The organism is uncultured Leifsonia sp. (assembly GCF_945957465.1).
Lineage (GTDB): Bacteria > Actinomycetota > Actinomycetes > Actinomycetales > Microbacteriaceae > Leifsonia.
Genome location: NZ_CAMFLC010000009.1, coordinates 1 through 15,657 on the forward strand (window position 1 = coordinate 1; position 15,657 = coordinate 15,657).

Below are 15,657 nucleotides of genomic sequence, written 5' to 3' on the forward strand. Positions count from 1 at the left end.
GGGTCTGTGGCGCAGCTGGTAGCGCACCTGCATGGCATGCAGGGGGTCAGGGGTTCGAGTCCCCTCAGATCCACCCCACGCACAAGGCTCGAACCCTTGCCAACGGAAACGCTGGCCGAGGTTCGGGCCTTGTTGGCGTCTGCGGCCCAGGTCAGGGCATTCGCGTTGACTTGCGGATCAAGGAGCATCTCGAAGGGCCGGTTGTGCTCGACCCGCAGCTCGTTGTCCTCGTCGATGAAGACCTTGGTGAAGAACGCCTGGTTGCACAGCCGCCGGTTGGTGTCGTCGCAGCGGGTGTAGATGTCGGCGCAGTTGGCGAGCAGTCCGAGGGCGTCATCGAGGCGGGCGCGGGCCTCGGCGTAATCGCCGAAGTGGGCGTCGATGCGGCGGGTCACCTGGTCGAGTTCGGCGACGATGCGGTCTTGTTCGCGCTTGAGCACTGAGAGCGGGATCGCGTCGGCGTAGTGCGCCTGCATGAGCCGGTCCTGCTCGCTTTCGAGCCGGTCGCGGTTGGTGGTGAGGCGTTCCAGCTCCTCGGTCTCGGCAGCCATGAGCCGATCGAACTCGTGGTGGAGCATGCCCGCGAGCGCATCCTGCTGGGCGGGCGTGATCTGGACGCGCGTGTAGTAGTCCTCGACGAGCTTCTCGACATCTTCGATGAGCATCGCCTGGCGCGTGCAGTCGGTGCGCTTGGAGTGCCGCCCAGAGCATACGAAGTAGCAGTAGACGTTGCCGTGGCGGTTCTTCGCGTTGGAGACGATGAGTCGGGAGCCGCACTGGCCGCAGTGGATGGTGCCTTTGAGGTAGTGGCCGTGGACTTGGGTTGCCTCGACGGCGCACTGGTGCGCGGTGAGCACGGACTGGACCTGGTACCAGACCTCGGCAGGCACGAGTGCCGGGTGGTTGCCCTTGTAGCGGGTGCCTCGATAGATGACATCGCCCTTGTAGTACGGGTTGGTCAGGAGTCGATGGATGGTGGACACGGCCAGCGGCTTCGCCGGCCTCTTCGGCGTGGGCAGGCTCCGCAGCCCGCGCGAGGTGAGTTCGTCGTGGAGCTGGCTGACGCTCCAGTTGCCCGAAGCGTACGCCTTGAACGCCCACTCGATCATCGGTGCTCGCTCAGGATCGAGCTCGATGGTGCGGACTTCGCGTCCAAGCTCATCGCGCTTGCGGACGTTCAGGTAGCCGATGGGGGCGCGCCCGTTCGTGCCGCCGCCGATGGCCTTCTGGGTCATGCCCTTGGCGACCTCGGTGGCGAGGTTGCGGGAGTAGAACTCGGCGATGGTGGACATGATGCCGTGCAGGAGCATCCCGGAGGGAGTCTCGTCGATGTTCTCCGACGCGGACACGAGCATGACCCCGCACTGTTGGAGTGCGAGGTGGATGCTCACGTCGTCGGCACGGTTGCGGGCGAGCCGGTCGACCTTGTGAACGATGCAGTACGCGACTTTGTTGGCCTTGACGTACTGGATCATCCGCATCAGTTCGGGCCGGTCGGACGACTTGGCCGAGGCTCCTGCATCGACGAACTCCTCGACGATGCCGGCGCCGAGCTGTTCGGCCTTGCGCCGGGTCGCTTCGCGTTGGGCTGGGATCGAGAAGCCTTCGTCCGTGCCGCCCTTCTCGGCCTGCTCGCGGGTCGAGACCCGCAGGTAGGACACGGCGGCGGCCATTGTCTTGGGCGGGTCGATGAGGCTGGCTGCCGGATCGTCGGCAATGGTGGTCATCGGGGGCTCACTCTCACGCTGTTCGACCCTCGCGCTCCCACTGTTCGTGGGAGGGGTGTTGATCGTGAGAGCAGCCGGTGAAGGCTGTAGGGCGAGACCCGATGGTCTCGGTGCGTGTTGCCCGCCGAGAGGCGAGGTTTAGGCCACAACACCCCGCATCGCGAGGCTTGCACGGTTCATTCTACCGGGCGGCTTCAGAGGCGGCCAGGCCATCCGGTGCCGCCCGGTAGGTGTCGGGCACCCGCACGGCCGCGCGGGCCGCGCGGCTCTCGCCGGTCTCCTGCAATGTCAGCCGGATGAGAACCTCGGCGAGCTTGTGCAGGTCGGCGCGTTCGCGGTGGACGGCCCGGACGGAGAACGACCGCTCCTCGTAGGGGCGACGGTCGGTCTTCTTGGCGTAGCGGCTCATCGGTCTACTGCGCTTCGCCGGCGTCCAGGCTGGCGTAGAAGTCGTCTTCGGCCTCCTGGCGCTTGCGGACTTGGGCGATGACGAACTCGACGAACTCGGTGTCGCGGTCGGTGAAGGTGAAGTCCTGGATGGTGGGCGCTGGGTCCTCACCGGGCCACGCAGCTTGCCGGGTCGGGCGGTCGCGGTCGCCACGAGTGCCGCAGGCGGTGACCCAGTAGCGGAGGCGCTCTCGTGCGTCGGCGAAGTCGCGGTGCCAGCCGAGTGGCGCGGATGCGTTCTGCTCGGGGTCGTACGCCGCGAGCCAGTGCAGGTGCAGAGCCGACAGCTCCCAGACCATCTCCGGGTGGTGGTGCCAGAACGGTGGCACTACCGCGACGGTGAGGCCGTAGGTGCGGCGCAGCCAGTCAACCCATCGGTTCAGCGCGAGCCATTCCTGCTCCAGCTCGTGCGCCGTCAGCAAGTTCCAGTTCACGGGGTGAGGCGGCTCGGGCATGTCCGAGTTGGTGACTCGGGGCGGGCCGTCGAAGACGTCCGGCTCATCCATCTCATGCTGATCGTTCATAGTGCTGTAGCTCCCGAACTCACATGCTGACCGGGGCGTGCGCCGCGGTCGCCGCCCGCTGCGTCGGCTCGTACGCCGCCGCGTCCCGCCCGACTCCATTGCGCGGCGTGCGATCCACCTCGTAGCGGGTTCGCGCGGCGTCATGGCCGATCTTCTTGGCAACGAACTCCTCGCCCTCGATCGCCTGACCGTTGCGCTCGTAGTTGACCGGTCGCGTGTAGCCCTCGGCGACGAAGTTGTCGCCCTGGGCGAAGTTCGCGTGCGCGTGCTCAGCGGAACGCCCGAACATCACCAGGTGGTGATAGGTCGTCTCGGTCTGCGTGAACGAACCATCGTCCTCGCGGCGGAAGTGCTCCTTGCCGATACGGGCGAAGAACCTAGCGTCTCCCTTGGCCGTCTCAGTGAGCAACGGCTCCGAAGCGATGAAGCCCGACAACGATTCCTGGGTGTGAATGGCCATGATGGCCTCCTCCTGAACTCGGGCGACCAACTGCGTGTGGTCGCTCTGTCAGGCAGGTGCGCTGGCCCTTCCAAGCGTCGTCAGGACGCGGGGCGGTGGCGCAGCAATGCTTCGAGTTCGTTGCGGTCGCTGCGGAGCTGCGCGGCGTCGGGCCGGGTCGGCCAGGCGCGCAGATCGGTGACGATGGGCGGTGCGGAGCGCAGCATCGTGATGCCGGTGCCGAACGGCAGGGTGCGGATGCGGTCTGGCGGCAGAATCGGCACACGGCGGACCGAACGCTGGTTGGAGCGGGTGCCGTGGTCGCCAAGGGTCACGCTGTCGGTGTACTCGTCACGCTCACCGATGAGGGTGGAGAGGTCTTGGAGATCGCGGCTGTTGGATGCGCCGCCGAGGATGATCTTGACGATGCTGGCGTCCCAGATCGCGCCGGCCTGGTGTTCACTCCACCTGTCGCGTGCTTGGGCGAGGGACTGCAAGACCGGCATGGTCGTGATTCCGGTGCCGCCGCCTTCGGCCATGAGCGTCGGCAGGGATGGCAGCGGTGCGAGGTTCCCGATCTCATCGAGCGCGAGCAATAGCGGCGGGTCGAGCCGTGCTCCGGGTGAGCGGGCGGCAAGCCTGCGGGCGGTTTCGATGAGGTCTTCGACGAATGCCGCGACCAGCGATGCGGAGGCTCCTGCTCCCGCCCCGGTGGCGAGTAGGTAGAGGGTGCCTTGTTCGGTGAGGAAGGTCTCGGGGTCGAAGTGCTCGTGCGGGCCGGGCGTGACGGCATCGAGCACGCGCGGGTCGGCGAGGGCGGCGAGTGCGAGGGAGACGCCTTGCCAGATGCTGTCGCGGGTCTTGGGGTCGGCGTCGATCATCGCACCAAGGGAGTCGTCCCAACCCATCGCCGCGTTCGGGTGGGAGTTGAGGATGGCGACGGCCTCGGTCGCTGCGCTGGGGTCGAGGGTCCACCTGAACAGCTCGGCCGGTGGGCGGCCGTCGAGTTCGGCGGCGTGCAGCAGGCTCTGGAGTGCGGTGCGGGTCTTTCCCTCCCAGAACCCACCCGACTCGACGCCTCCGGCGCTGAGGCCGGTGGCGGCGGCGAGTCCGTTGGCGCGGATCATCGCGGTGAGCGGATCGTCGCAGCCGCGAATGGGTGACCAGCGGAGTCCGGCGGGGATGCCTTCGGCGAGGTGTTGGGGGTCGAACACGGCGACCGGCCCGCCTTTGCGGCGTCGAGCGCGAAGGGTCGCGGTGAGGTTGTCGGGCCTCGTGCTGGTGGTGACGACCGCACCGGGGGCGTCAAGGATCGCGTTGATGACGACGTGCAATCCCTTGCCGGAGCGGGGCGGGCCGATCAGCAGGATCGAGTCCTCGACCGATGCCCAGACTTTCGTGCCACGACTGGCCCCCAGGAGGTAGCCGACATCCTGCGGTGCCGGCGACTCCAAGGAGGGCCGCAGCGTGGCCGCACGGTGAAGCAGTGCCTTCGCGGATGCTGCGGTCTTGACTTCATGGCTGGTCGCGATCCCCGCGAGTTGGTGCGGGTCGGTCTCGGTCTTCCGCGTGTGTCGACGCAGCACGATCCAGACCCAGACGATCCCGGCTGCGAGTCCGCCGAGCAGTGTCGTGCTGACGAGCCAGTAGACGAGCGGGTTGAGTCCGTCGGCACCGAGCGCGGTCGCGGGGTCGCCGGGGTTGAACAGCACGGCGAGCCCCGCCGCTGCGCCGGCGTCGGGCTGGGGCGTGCTGGTGAGGAGCGCGGCGACGCTGCCGGCCGCGCGGAGGACGAGAGCGATCCCGAACATGCCGATCAGGCCGATGAGGGCGGCGTTGGTGAGTTCGTCGCCCATGCTCCCGGCTTGCCGCTGGTTCATGTCAGCCGCCGCACCGCGAGGGTGCCGGAGATGCGCCCAAGGAGGATCACCTCGGGCGCGCTTGCGTCGGGCAGGTCGTCGAGGTCGATGAGTGCGTGGGCCTCGCCGGTTCCGGTGGCGTCGGTGTGGGAGACGATCGTCGCGACGGCGACATCCTCGCCGGGTACGAACCCCTCGGCGGTGACCTCAGCCAGGCGCGGCACTCGTCGGGCCTGGCGACTCCGACGAGTCTCTGGCACAGGGGTCTCGGGCGGGGCCACGGCGCGTCGGGTCTTGCGTGTGCGGAGGATATCGGTGAAGACACTTCCATCGGTCTCGCGAACTTCGACCCGGACGGCGACGGTGCGGTCCTTGGTGATGGCGTCCATAAGCGGCCCGAACGTCGCTCGCGTCCACGCGCCCGCGTCCGGTGACGGAAGTGGTGTTCCATCGACCGTCGCGGCGAGGCTTCCGTCGTCGGCGACGGTGACGAGGACGTGCGGCAGCTCGACGGGAGCCGTGGCATCGTCGTCGGTCGTGGTGGATCGGCGCGGGCCCGTGAGGTTCATCGGTGACCTCCCGCGGCGCGGCTGCTGGTGTCGAACAGGGCGAGTTCGTCGGGGTGGAGCTGGTGCTGGCAGACGAAGCTCCTCGCCTTGATCCGCCACAGGCCTTGGCCGACGCCGAGGTTCGGCAAGAGTTGCTGCTCAGTGCCGGTCAGACCGAGGGCGGTCGCGGTCGGTCCGAGCTGGTCGGATTCCTGCCGGTACACGATCCGCGTCTCCGCGTTCGCGAGCAGCGAGTTGGCCAGGGAGCGCATGGCGGAGCCTTGGTCGCCCACGTTGTCGAGGTCGGTGAGCTTGTGGAAGATCAGCATGTTCGCGATCCCGTAGTGCCTGGCGAGTCGCCAGTGCGCATCCATCCGCCGCAACAGCGCCGGGTGGGACATGAGCCGCCATGCCTCGTCGTAGATCACCCACCGCTGCCCACCGTTCGGGTCGAGCAGTGCGGATTCCATCCACGCTGACGAGCACGTCATCAGGACTGAGATGAGGGTCGAGTTCTCGGTGACCCGCGAGAGGTCGAGGGAGATCATCGGCAATGACGGATCAAACGCGACCGTGGAGGGGCCGTCGAACAGCCCGGCCAGGTCGCCTGCGACGAGGCGGCGTAGCGCGTGGCCGACGAGCCTGCCGTCCTCGGCCAGCCTGCCGTCGGCATCCTTGCTGGGGGCGAGGATGTGATCGACGACCATCGGCAGGATCGGCACGTCGTTCTCCCACACGGTCTGGGTCAGGGCGATGTCGATCGCGGTGTGCTCCAACGGCGACAAGCCTCGCGCGAGCACGGTCTCCGCGAGCGCGCCGATCAGGTCACGACGCCGCGCCGCGACGGTCGAGGCCCACTGCGCGTCCGACAGTCCGCTGGGCCGGTGACCTTCGTCGAGCGGGTTCAGGCGAGTGTTGAGCCCGTGCCCGAGGACGATGGCGCGTCCGCCGACGGCGTTCGCGACGGCGGTGTGTTCGCCTTTCGGGTCGCCGGGCACGTACACGCGCCGCCCGAACGGCAGCGACCGCGTGTAGAGCGACTTGGCTAGCGAGGACTTGCCTGAGCCGACGATCCCGGCCAGCACCACGTTCGGCGCGGTGATGATCCCGCGCGCGTAGAGCACCCACGGGTCGTAGACGAAACTCCCGCCCGAGTACAGGTCTTGGCCGACGAACACACCATCGGCACCGAGCCCACCCTCGGCGACGAACGGATACGCACCCGCCAGCGTCGCCGACGTGTCCTGATGCCGCGTCAGATGGAACCGACCCGGAGTGCGCAGCCTCGCGGCACCCGGTTCGCCAGACTTCGGCAGGTAGACCGTGGCGCGCCGCTCGGCACGCTCCTCCTCGGCCTTCGCCTTCGCCGCGGCGAGCGCGGCCCGACGCTGCTCGGCGTGGAGCCGGGCCTCTGCCTTGCGGCGCTGCTTCCGGAGCTTCCGCCGCTCCTTCGACGGCGCTACCAGAACTGCGGTGTGCAGCCGCGCGCGATCCTCGGTCACAGCACCAGCCCTCGCGCCTGCTTGACAGCCGTGATCTTGGCCGGCTCGAACCACGACCCATCCCGCTTCGCCGTCGGCACATCGGCCCGCTCCGTGGCACCCGGCGACGAGTACGACACCAGCAACTCCGGCCCAGCCTGCACCGGAGGGGTTCCGACTGGTTCGGCGTCCTGGGGCTCTGCTTCCGGTTCGGTGTAGCGGCGCAGGAGCGAGACGTAGCCGACGTGCGGGTTGACGACCAGCGCGTAGTCGCCCGAGAGCGCCACCTGGTCGTTGGTGCCCTCGCCGGGCTCGTCGTAGACGTACCCGTTCTCCAGCGCGGCCTGCGTGGTCTCGTCGCCGTAGTCCCACTGCGCGAGGAAGTCCACCGCATCGACATGCCCCAGCTCGCCGAGGATGCGCAACGGCCGGTCCGCCTCCTCGCCCTGAAGGAACACCACACTGACCCACCGAGACGGCGCGGCCTCCTCGACGGCGGGCTCAGGGTGCCAGGCGATCCGCCCGGCGGCGATGAACCCTTCCGCGAGCCGGTCATACGCCCGGTCGACGAGGTTCGCCGCCTGACGCAGTTCCTCCGCAGCAGCGAGGGCGTCACGCACTCCTGCCTCGTGGCTTCCGGCGTCATTGAAGGCGTGCGCGACCTTGCGCTCGTGAACATCGGCGATCTGATCGAGTGCCTGCCGCAGCGAGCGCATCCCCGAGGACAGATCACCGATCACCCCGTACATCTCGGCGGGCTGATCGAACCCCCGGCTCGGGTGCGCGAGTCCGCGCAAGGCTTCGGATGCCTCCGCTGCATCCGCGGTCGAATCGAAGAACGTGGGCATGGTGGCCTCCATCGGTAGGTCATGTCACCCACGAGGTGCGCCCCCGTGCACCCGCAGATCATTTGAGGCATTCAGCAGCAAGGGGCTTCTCATTCCTCCAGCCCACCGCGCTCGACGCCGGTAAACTTCGACCACCGAGGAGGTGAGGCATGAACGACGACGAAGAGCTGCGTTGGGTGCGGCGTCGCGAGGGAACCCACCGTTCCGAGTCGCGGGCGACCCGTGGGTATGAACGGGACCTGCTCCGTGACGACGACACCAAGAACCTGCTCGGTCCTACTGAGTCTCGCCCAGCCGACATCGACGAGATCGTGCGGTCGCGCGGACCCTTGGTACCAGCGCGCCCTTCGCCCGGTCAGGAGTTCCGGTACCAAGTCGGCGACGCAATCATGGAGGCGTTAGCGCCCTACATTGAACGTGGAGTTGATGTTGCGGTGGACGCCGCGGTCCTCGGTGTCTCAAGACTGTGGAAGTGGGCCACAACTCGACCGCCACGGCAGACGTTCTCTGTCGAAGTCGGCAAGGTAGATGAGGTTCCTACTGCGTACCTTGAAGGTCCGCTCGCCGAGCATAATGAGCCACCGTCGGAAGAGCTGGCGCGCAGCCCACAGAGCATGACGGCGGAGCAGTACCAGGCGATTCTTCTTTCAGCGTTGCTGGCGGACCAATACGCAGCTCGCGCGCGATCAATGCTCGCCAATGTCCGCATCGACGACGAGGTGCTTCCAAGCGAGTTGGAAGACGCGGTCCGCGCCGCTCTGGACGGACCGACGATTGACGATGCGACGCTCGTGCGCGTCGTTGAGCTGCTGCGCGAGAGCATGACCCCTGACGGCGAGTATGTTCTCGTTCGTCCGCGGCAGGTCGACGCTCCAAGGTCAATCGCCGACCGCACGAGGGACAGCGCGTAGTCGTTTGGTACGGGCTTCACACTGCGAGGCACGTAAGACCCGTCAGACCCTCCGGCAGAGCGGGAGCGCAGCGGCGGTGAAGGCGGCGGCTTGCTGGCCGACGAGCAGCCGGGTCTCACAAGATGCCTGGATCGCGGCTTGCTCGATGGCGGCGACGGCGGCGTCGAGTTCTTCGACGGTGGGTGCGGAGACGGCGATGAGGCCGGTGTAGCGGAGGATGCCGTGTCCGGCGGTGAGGTCGGCTTCTTGCTGGAGCACGTCGTGGTACTCGGCGGTCTGTGAGGCGTCTTCGATCTGGCCGATCTTCGCGCGCTGGGCCTGGTCGGAGATGTGCTCGACCTTCTTCTTGCGGATGTCGCGAGCAGCGGCGTCGGAACGCATGGGGGTGCAGATCAGCGAGAACGACCGCTGGATGCCGGTGGACAGCAGCACCGGCGACAGGAATCCCGGATAGACGAGCGACCTGGGCCACTCGCTGACCCAGAGCACTGCGTGGTGGGCGGAGTCGGTGCGGAGCTTGCCCCAAGTCTCGGTGACCGCGACCGGCCCTGCGGTCGCAAGGGATTGGCCGAGCCTGCCGTGGCGTTCCAGCGTGGCGGCGATAGCGGGGTCGTAGGCGGAGCGCAGCATCACCGCGATCTGCCCCGGCGTCAGCCATCCCGACGGCGAGAGGTCGGCGGAGCGGAGCGCGGCGACGAGCGTGTTCATCTCCTGCCGCAGCACGGCGGCAGCACCACGAATCCCGCCGCCCGCGGTCCTGATCTGCCGCGCACTGGTCTTCATGTCCAGTGATAGCGAGAGTGTGGTGGCGTGCCGTTCGCCGGCTGGGCCGGCGCGGTCGATGAGTTCTGCGTAGGTGTCGGCCGCCCACGAGCCGTCCGGGGTGCCGTGGGTGGCCCACCATTCGGCGAGTCCGGTGCCGGAGTCTGGGAGGGTGCGTTCGAGGACTTGTAGCGTCGCGATCCGCCCGGAGCGGCAGACGGTGGCCAGGACGCGACCCCAGGAGCTGACGCGGCGTTCCTGTTCGCCGGGGTCGAGGAGCACGAACGCGGGATGGGTGACCTCGCACACCACGGTCAAGGTTGCGGCGTGGGGGTCGTGGATCATTCCGGCGCTGGTGTCGGGGTCGGTGTATTCGCGCAGTCGCGCCATGTCGCCGGGCAGGGCGAGGGTTCCGACGGGGCGTGGGACGACGATCCTGTGTCGGTAGAGCAGTTGCCCGCCGGTGGTGCGCCACAGCCACCAGCAGGCGATGGGTAGCCATTCCACGATGGGCCGGCCCGCGATGGGTATCCAGGTCAGTGCGGCGGCGAGTACCCAGATGGGGGCGGTGTAGGCGAGCAGCATCCCGCCGCCGGCGTAGAACGCGCCGATGAGTGTGGCTCCGCCGATGGCGAGCGTGATGAGCTGGGTCAGCGACAGACCGAGGAGGACACCGCGGCGGGTGAGGCGGGAGAACTTCACCGGCACGAGTTCGCCCGCGGTGGGACGGTCGTGGTTCGTGCTGCTCATCGTCTACTCCTTCGGTGGGCGTGGCGCGGGCGGCGGGGGCTGCTTCGGTGGCGGTGACGGGTCGGTGCTCGGCGGTCGTGGTGCCGGGCTCGACGGCGGTGCCGCAGGCGAGGCTGCGGGAGGTGGCGGTGTCTGCGCGGCGGCGTCGGCGGCGTGCTCGCCCTGGGCTCCCAGCGCGGTTCCGGCTTTCGGCCCGGCGGTCGCGGCACCCTTGGCGACACTCGCCCCGACCACGACGCCTGCCGCGACGGGACCGGCCGCGGCTGCGCCGCCCCCGCCGGCTGCGGCCCCTCCACCAGCGGCGGCACCTCCGCCGCTCGCGGCGTGTGCCGGTGCCGGGGTCTTCGGCGGTGGCGGGGCGCTGCTTCCTCCACCAGAACCTCCGCCCGCGTTCCCGCCGCCACTGCTGGCTCCGTCGAGCACCTTCTTCGGGTCGCCGCCGCCTTGCGGCTTGGTCGGGACGGGGATCGGACGGTTGAGGGCGCTCTTGGCATCCTGCTCGGAGCCGATCGCGTGGTACATGTCGAACCCGACGAACGCGATGAACTTGTACGTGAGATACGGGGCGAATGCGGCCATCGCCATCAGCACGATTCCCGCGATGGGGTCGCTGACCGAGGCGAGGTCGGCGTCGATCGGTGCGGAGACTTGGGTGATCGCGACGAGGAACATCACGACGAGCACGAGCTTGGAGCAGATCAGCGCGACCACGAACATCGCCCACTTCCCGATCCACCCCCGCGAGGCATCCCACGACGCGCCGCTAAACGCGAGCGGCGCGAACACGACCGCCACCAACAGCAGCGCCTTCCTGACGAGCAGGGACAGCCACACGATCGCGGCGGCAGTGATCGCGAGCCCGGCCATGAAGATCGTGATGATCGCGCCCACGCCGGGAGCGGCGATATTGATCCCGACCAGCCCCGCAGCGAGCAGGGCGATCTTGTCGCCCATCGACTCGGTCGTTTCCCCGGCGGCCTGCACGATCCCGATGCACAGCTGATCAACGACCTCCAGCAGCAGCGCCGTCAGCGTGATGACCACGAACGACCCGAGGACGGACTTCGCCAGACCCAGGGCGGCGCGGGTGAGGGCGGTGGGGTCGCGTCGGATCAGCCCGGTAATGAGTTGGAGGCAGAAGAAGATCAGCATCACGAAGACCGCGATACCGAACAACAGGTTGTAGACGGCGATGTAACCGGGCTTGGTGACATCCACCAGCGTCGTGGTGTCGAAGACCGACCAGACCGCCTCGAACAGCCACCCCGCGGCGGCACCCATCGCCTGGGCGAGCCAGTCGAACGGGGCCGCGACCAGAGACGCAGCTCCTTCGCCGACGGCATCGCAGACCGAGGAGATCACGGGAACGTCGCATACGCCCATCACGAACACCAGCTCTCGACGACGGGGCGGGTCAGACGGACTGGCCGACGTTCCAGAAGAAGTTGATGAGCGTCACGCTCGCGCCGCAAATCACCGCAGCACCGCAGGAGACGAGGACGCCGATCTTCCCGCGCGAGGCGAGGTGCGGGTTCGACGAGTTCGCGCCGAAGCCCCACACGATCGCGGACACAATCAGCGCGAGCACGGACAGGATCAGGCCGATGGTCATCACCGCGCCGACGATGGTTCGCAACTGGTTGATCCCCGGCAGGCCGTCGGTGTTGGGGTCAATGTTGATGTCCATCGGCACCAGCAACGGCGCGGACATGACGTTGGCGAGCAGATCGAACACGGTAGGACTCCTTAGCGACGGGCGGCCCGCCCACGAACTCGCAGACGGGGTACACGCCACAGGTGCACCCGTGACCCCTCGGCGACGGAATAGCAATGCCCACGCCGGTGAGGACGTGGGCATCAACGGGCTCAGAGGTGTTCGGTGTCAGAGCTGTTGGCCGAGGTTGAGGAGCCAGTTCATCCAGGCGACGCCGCCTCCGGCGAGGACGGCGGCACCGACGGCGACGAGGACTCCGGTTCGTCCCTTGCTGGCGGTGGCGTAGTTGCCGTGGGCCGTTGCGATGGCCCAGACGATCGCCGAGACGATCAGCATGAGGACGGCGACGATCAGGACGAACGTCAGGAGCGCGCCGACCACGGCGCGGAGGTCTCCGATACCGCCGAGCCCGTCGAAGTCGGGGAAGACACCCATCGCCGATCACCCAACCGGCGTAAGCAAGTATTCGAAGCGTTCGTAATCCATGCTGTTCAGGTGTGCATCGGGGTGCAGGGGGCGTCAGCTGGGTGGGGTCGTTGGTGCGGCTGTTGCGACGGGTGGTGTGCCGGTTCTCGGGAGGCTCTGTTGGGACTGCTGCACGTGCGCGCTGTCCGCTTCGGTGTCTTTCTGAGGGTCCGGGTTGTGCGTTCAAGGCTGGTGTGGAGCCCGGCCACCTATCACCAGTCGTAACTGTACCGTACGTATGGTATAGTTACGGGTGGTGATAGTTCGGTTCCGGAAAGGTGTGATGACGTGAGTTTGAGCAAGCGGCAGCGGTGGGGTCTGCTGGTGACGGTGGCGGCGGGGCTGCTGTTGATCACTCTGGACAACTCGATCCTGTATACGGCGTTGCCGACGTTGACCGAGGAGTTGGGGGCGTCGGGGTCGCAGAGCTTGTGGATCATCAACGCCTATCCGGTGGTGATGGCGGGCCTGTTGCTGGGCTCGGGCACGCTGGGGGACCGGATCGGGCACCGGCGGATGTTTTTGATCGGTCTGGTGGTGTTCGGGGTGGCGTCGTTGGGGGCGGCGTTCGCGCCGTCGGCGGGTCTGCTGATCGCGGCGCGTGCGGTGCTGGCGGTGGGCGCGGCGGCGATGATGCCGGCCACGCTGGCGCTGATCCGGGTCTCGTTCGAGGTTGAGCGTGAGCGCAATTTCGCGATCGCGGTGTGGGGGAGCCTTGCGGTGGTGGGTGCGGCGCTGGGCCCGATCGTGGGCGGGGTGCTGCTGGAGCACTTCTGGTGGGGCTCGGTGTTCCTGATCAACGTGCCCGTGGTGATCGCCGCGTTGATCGCGGCGGTGCTGATCGCACCGCCCAACGACCCCGACCCGTCCAAGAGGTGGGACCTGGTGTCGTCGTTGCAGGCGATGGTCGCGCTGGTGGGTGCGGTGTTCTTCATCAAGGAGCTCGCGCATTCCCCGCAGAACTGGGTGATCGTTGGTGCGGGCTTGGTGGCCGCGGTGGTCGGGTCGGTGCTGTTCGTCCGCCGTCAGCGGGGCTTGGAGCAGCCGCTGCTGGAGTTCTCGATCTTCCGCAATCCCGCGTTCAGCGCCGGGGTGCTGGCGGCGGCGTTCTCGATGTTCGCGATCGGCGGGTCCCAGCTGGTCACGACCCAGCGGTATCAGCTTGTGGAGGGTTTCACCCCCCTGGAGGCCGGGCTGCTGGTCGCGGCGGTCGCGATCGGGTCGCTGCCCACCGCGCTGTTGGGCGGGGCGTTCCTGCACAGGATCGGCCTGCTGCCGTTGATCGCCGGGGGCCTTGCGGTCGCCTCGCTCGGGGTGGTCGTGGTGATCATCGGTGTGCAGGCCGACGTGTTCGGTGTGTTGGTTGCCGGGCTGCTGGTTACCGGCGCCGGGCTGGGTGGGGCGATGTCGGTGGCCTCGACCGCGATTGTGGGCAATGTGCCCGCCCGCCGTGCCGGGATGGCGTCCTCGGTCGAGGAGGTGTCGTATGAGTTCGGGTCCCTGACCGCTGTCGCGTTGTTGGGCAGCCTGCTCACCTTCGTTTACACCACCACCGTGCGGCTCCCGGCCGGCGCGCCGGAGGGTGCGCACGAGAGCCTGTCGGATGCGCTGGCGACAGCGGGCGGGGACCGGGCGATCATCGAGGCGGCGAGCAGTGCCTTCGGCACCGGGTTCTTGGTCACGATGATCATCCTCGCCGTGGTCCTGGCGGTCGGGGCCGCGGTCACCGGACGGTTGCTGCGCCACCACGGGCCGGGGACTCAGTCGCAGGCCTTCTCGGGCAACCACTGACCGGGCGGGAGTGGAGGCAGAGGCTATGCGTCCCAGCAAGCGGACCGAGATCCTCGATGCGGCCCTGGGGGTGATCGAGGCCGGCGGGGTCACCGCGGTGACCTTCGAGGCCGTGGCCGAGGCCGCGGGCATGACCAAAGGCGGGCTGCTGTATCACTTCGGCACCCGCGAGGTCATGCTGCAGGCGCTGCACGAGCACCTCGCCGAACAGTGGGAGACCGCTCTCACCGAGGCCGCGGGCAAACCCGCCGAACGGGCCAGTGATGCTGAGCGTCTGGCCGCCTACGCCCAGGTCGCGACCCGCAGCGCGACCCGGGCCGAGTTGTTGCTGATGCTCGAAACCGTCAACGACCCCGCCATGCACGCCCCCTGGAACGGGGTCCTGGCCCGGTGGACCCCGCCACTGCCCGAGCATGCAGACATCTCCCCGGGTGAGTTGAGCCAGCTCATCGCCCGCCTGGCCGCCGACGGGCTCTGGCTCATCGAGTCCCTCACCACACCCCTGCACCCCTCTATGCGGGCCAGGATCGCGAACCACCTCACCACCCTCGCCTACACGACCGAGACCCCCAGTGCACCCGGCACATCCGGCGGGGGCGGCGCACATGATCCGTGGTGACTGTGGGGCTGCTGCTCACCCTGGTGGGCTTGGCGTTGCTGGACTCGGTCAACGTCTCCACGATCTGGATCGTCGTGGTGATCCTGCTGGCCGCCAAGCGGCCCGCGGCCACCGGGTGGGCGTACGCGGTCGGGGCGTTCGTGACGTTCGGGACCTTCACGCTGCTGCTCTACTTCGGGCTCAACGCCGCCGAGACCTGGCTGGACGGGTTGACGCTGTGGCTGCGTCGCATCCTGTTCACGATCATCACGGTGGTCTTCATCGTTCTCGGCGTCCGCCGGTTCACCGCGCGCCCCCGGCGCGGGTACGGGCTGCCGTCCTGGGTGAACGCCTGGACCGCGCTTCCGCTCGGTCTGGTCGCCACGATCAGCGACATCCCTAACGCGTTCCCGATGTTCCTGGCCGTCGAACGCCTCATCGACACCGGCATCGGCCCCGAGACCGCGGTGCCCGTGCTGATCGGCTACACCGCGATCTACGCCCTGCCGACCCTCGCGGTCCTGATCATCGGCCTGCTCTACCAAGACCGCCTCCGAGCCCGGCTGCAAACCCTCTACAACCGCTACGCCACCGGTCACACCAAGCCCAGCGGCAAGATCGCCGCGCTGTACTTCACCGCAGCCGCCGCGAGCCTGGCCATCCTCATCTTTCTCGTCCGATGACCCACGCGCTCGTGCCTGACGGTGCGGCAGGCCCGGCCTCCTGAGCGTGCCCGCCCGGTAACGATCGCCGGGCCGGCGCGGTCATGCGGCTGAGCCCGCGAGAGCCCAGG

Annotated in this window: 15 protein-coding genes, 1 tRNA gene and 1 pseudogene; 5 read left to right on the top strand and 12 right to left on the bottom strand. The window is 68.2% G+C overall.

What is annotated here, in order from left to right; translation table 11 throughout:
• A tRNA-Ala gene (locus tag Q0Q23_RS06470) sits at nucleotides 1-73 on the top strand.
• 613 nt (nucleotides 74-686) lie between these two features.
• Here Q0Q23_RS06470 and Q0Q23_RS06475 read toward each other — a convergent pair.
• The 8 genes and pseudogenes from Q0Q23_RS06475 to Q0Q23_RS06510 form a co-directional block, all read right to left on the bottom strand.
• Nucleotides 687-1,727: pseudogene (locus tag Q0Q23_RS06475) on the bottom strand (recombinase family protein); the annotation flags it as partial.
• A 181-nt stretch (nucleotides 1,728-1,908) separates the two neighbouring features.
• Nucleotides 1,909-2,136, bottom strand: a complete 228-nt coding sequence (locus tag Q0Q23_RS06480) for a hypothetical protein (protein WP_295121134.1) — start codon at nucleotides 2,134-2,136, stop codon at nucleotides 1,909-1,911.
• Between the two features lie 4 nt (nucleotides 2,137-2,140).
• The gene (locus tag Q0Q23_RS06485) at nucleotides 2,141-2,680 is read right to left on the bottom strand and encodes a hypothetical protein (protein ID WP_295121389.1); all 540 of its coding nucleotides are present in this window, start codon (nucleotides 2,678-2,680) and stop codon (nucleotides 2,141-2,143) included.
• A 37-nt stretch (nucleotides 2,681-2,717) separates the two neighbouring features.
• Entirely contained in the window at nucleotides 2,718-3,158 is a 441-nt protein-coding gene (locus tag Q0Q23_RS06490; RefSeq protein ID WP_295121137.1) for a single-stranded DNA-binding protein, read from the bottom strand.
• 80 nt (nucleotides 3,159-3,238) lie between these two features.
• Entirely contained in the window at nucleotides 3,239-5,017 is a 1,779-nt protein-coding gene (locus Q0Q23_RS06495; RefSeq protein ID WP_295121140.1) for a type IV secretory system conjugative DNA transfer family protein, read from the bottom strand.
• Nucleotides 5,014-5,565, bottom strand: coding sequence for a hypothetical protein (locus Q0Q23_RS06500; RefSeq protein WP_251201713.1), 552 nt, complete (start codon nucleotides 5,563-5,565; stop codon nucleotides 5,014-5,016). Before Q0Q23_RS06500 ends, Q0Q23_RS06495 begins: the two co-directional genes overlap by 4 nt.
• A complete protein-coding gene (locus tag Q0Q23_RS06505) occupies nucleotides 5,562-7,046 on the bottom strand; it encodes an ATP-binding protein (RefSeq protein WP_188550603.1) in 1,485 nt (494 codons plus the stop codon). Before Q0Q23_RS06505 ends, Q0Q23_RS06500 begins: the two co-directional genes overlap by 4 nt.
• Complete coding sequence (locus Q0Q23_RS06510) at nucleotides 7,043-7,873, bottom strand: hypothetical protein (protein WP_041652872.1); 831 nt, start codon at nucleotides 7,871-7,873, stop codon at nucleotides 7,043-7,045. Before Q0Q23_RS06510 ends, Q0Q23_RS06505 begins: the two co-directional genes overlap by 4 nt.
• A gap of 149 nt (nucleotides 7,874-8,022) precedes the next feature.
• Between Q0Q23_RS06510 and Q0Q23_RS06515 the strand changes: the two genes are divergently transcribed.
• Nucleotides 8,023-8,784 (top strand): hypothetical protein, encoded by a 762-nt coding sequence (locus Q0Q23_RS06515; protein WP_013601309.1) that lies wholly within the window; start codon nucleotides 8,023-8,025, stop codon nucleotides 8,782-8,784.
• Between the two features lie 42 nt (nucleotides 8,785-8,826).
• On the opposite strand, the gene Q0Q23_RS06520 is transcribed toward Q0Q23_RS06515, so the two are convergent.
• The 4 genes from Q0Q23_RS06520 to Q0Q23_RS06535 all read right to left on the bottom strand — a co-directional run bounded on the left by Q0Q23_RS06520 (nucleotide 8,827) and on the right by Q0Q23_RS06535 (nucleotide 12,445).
• Complete coding sequence (locus Q0Q23_RS06520; protein ID WP_013601308.1) at nucleotides 8,827-10,296, bottom strand: PrgI family protein; 1,470 nt, start codon at nucleotides 10,294-10,296, stop codon at nucleotides 8,827-8,829.
• A gap of 3 nt (nucleotides 10,297-10,299) precedes the next feature.
• A complete protein-coding gene (locus Q0Q23_RS06525; RefSeq protein WP_013601307.1) occupies nucleotides 10,300-11,679 on the bottom strand; it encodes a hypothetical protein in 1,380 nt (459 codons plus the stop codon).
• A 31-nt stretch (nucleotides 11,680-11,710) separates the two neighbouring features.
• Nucleotides 11,711-12,031: a DUF6112 family protein gene (locus Q0Q23_RS06530; RefSeq protein WP_013601306.1), complete on the bottom strand. Its 321-nt coding sequence runs from the start codon at nucleotides 12,029-12,031 to the stop codon at nucleotides 11,711-11,713.
• A 147-nt stretch (nucleotides 12,032-12,178) separates the two neighbouring features.
• Nucleotides 12,179-12,445: a DUF6112 family protein gene (locus Q0Q23_RS06535; RefSeq protein WP_295121161.1), complete on the bottom strand. Its 267-nt coding sequence runs from the start codon at nucleotides 12,443-12,445 to the stop codon at nucleotides 12,179-12,181.
• A 318-nt stretch (nucleotides 12,446-12,763) separates the two neighbouring features.
• On the opposite strand from Q0Q23_RS06535, the gene Q0Q23_RS06540 reads away from it, so the two are divergent.
• Genes Q0Q23_RS06540 through Q0Q23_RS06550 form a run of 3 tightly spaced genes read left to right on the top strand, consistent with a single transcriptional unit; the run spans nucleotide 12,764 to nucleotide 15,547 of the window.
• Nucleotides 12,764-14,266, top strand: a complete 1,503-nt coding sequence (locus Q0Q23_RS06540) for an MFS transporter (protein WP_295121165.1) — start codon at nucleotides 12,764-12,766, stop codon at nucleotides 14,264-14,266.
• A 25-nt stretch (nucleotides 14,267-14,291) separates the two neighbouring features.
• Nucleotides 14,292-14,885, top strand: a complete 594-nt coding sequence (locus Q0Q23_RS06545; protein ID WP_295121168.1) for a TetR/AcrR family transcriptional regulator — start codon at nucleotides 14,292-14,294, stop codon at nucleotides 14,883-14,885.
• On the top strand, nucleotides 14,882-15,547 hold the full coding sequence (locus Q0Q23_RS06550) for a GAP family protein (protein ID WP_272027573.1): 666 nt from the start codon (nucleotides 14,882-14,884) through the stop codon (nucleotides 15,545-15,547). Before Q0Q23_RS06545 ends, Q0Q23_RS06550 begins: the two co-directional genes overlap by 4 nt.
• Nucleotides 15,548-15,657 lie beyond the last annotated feature (110 nt).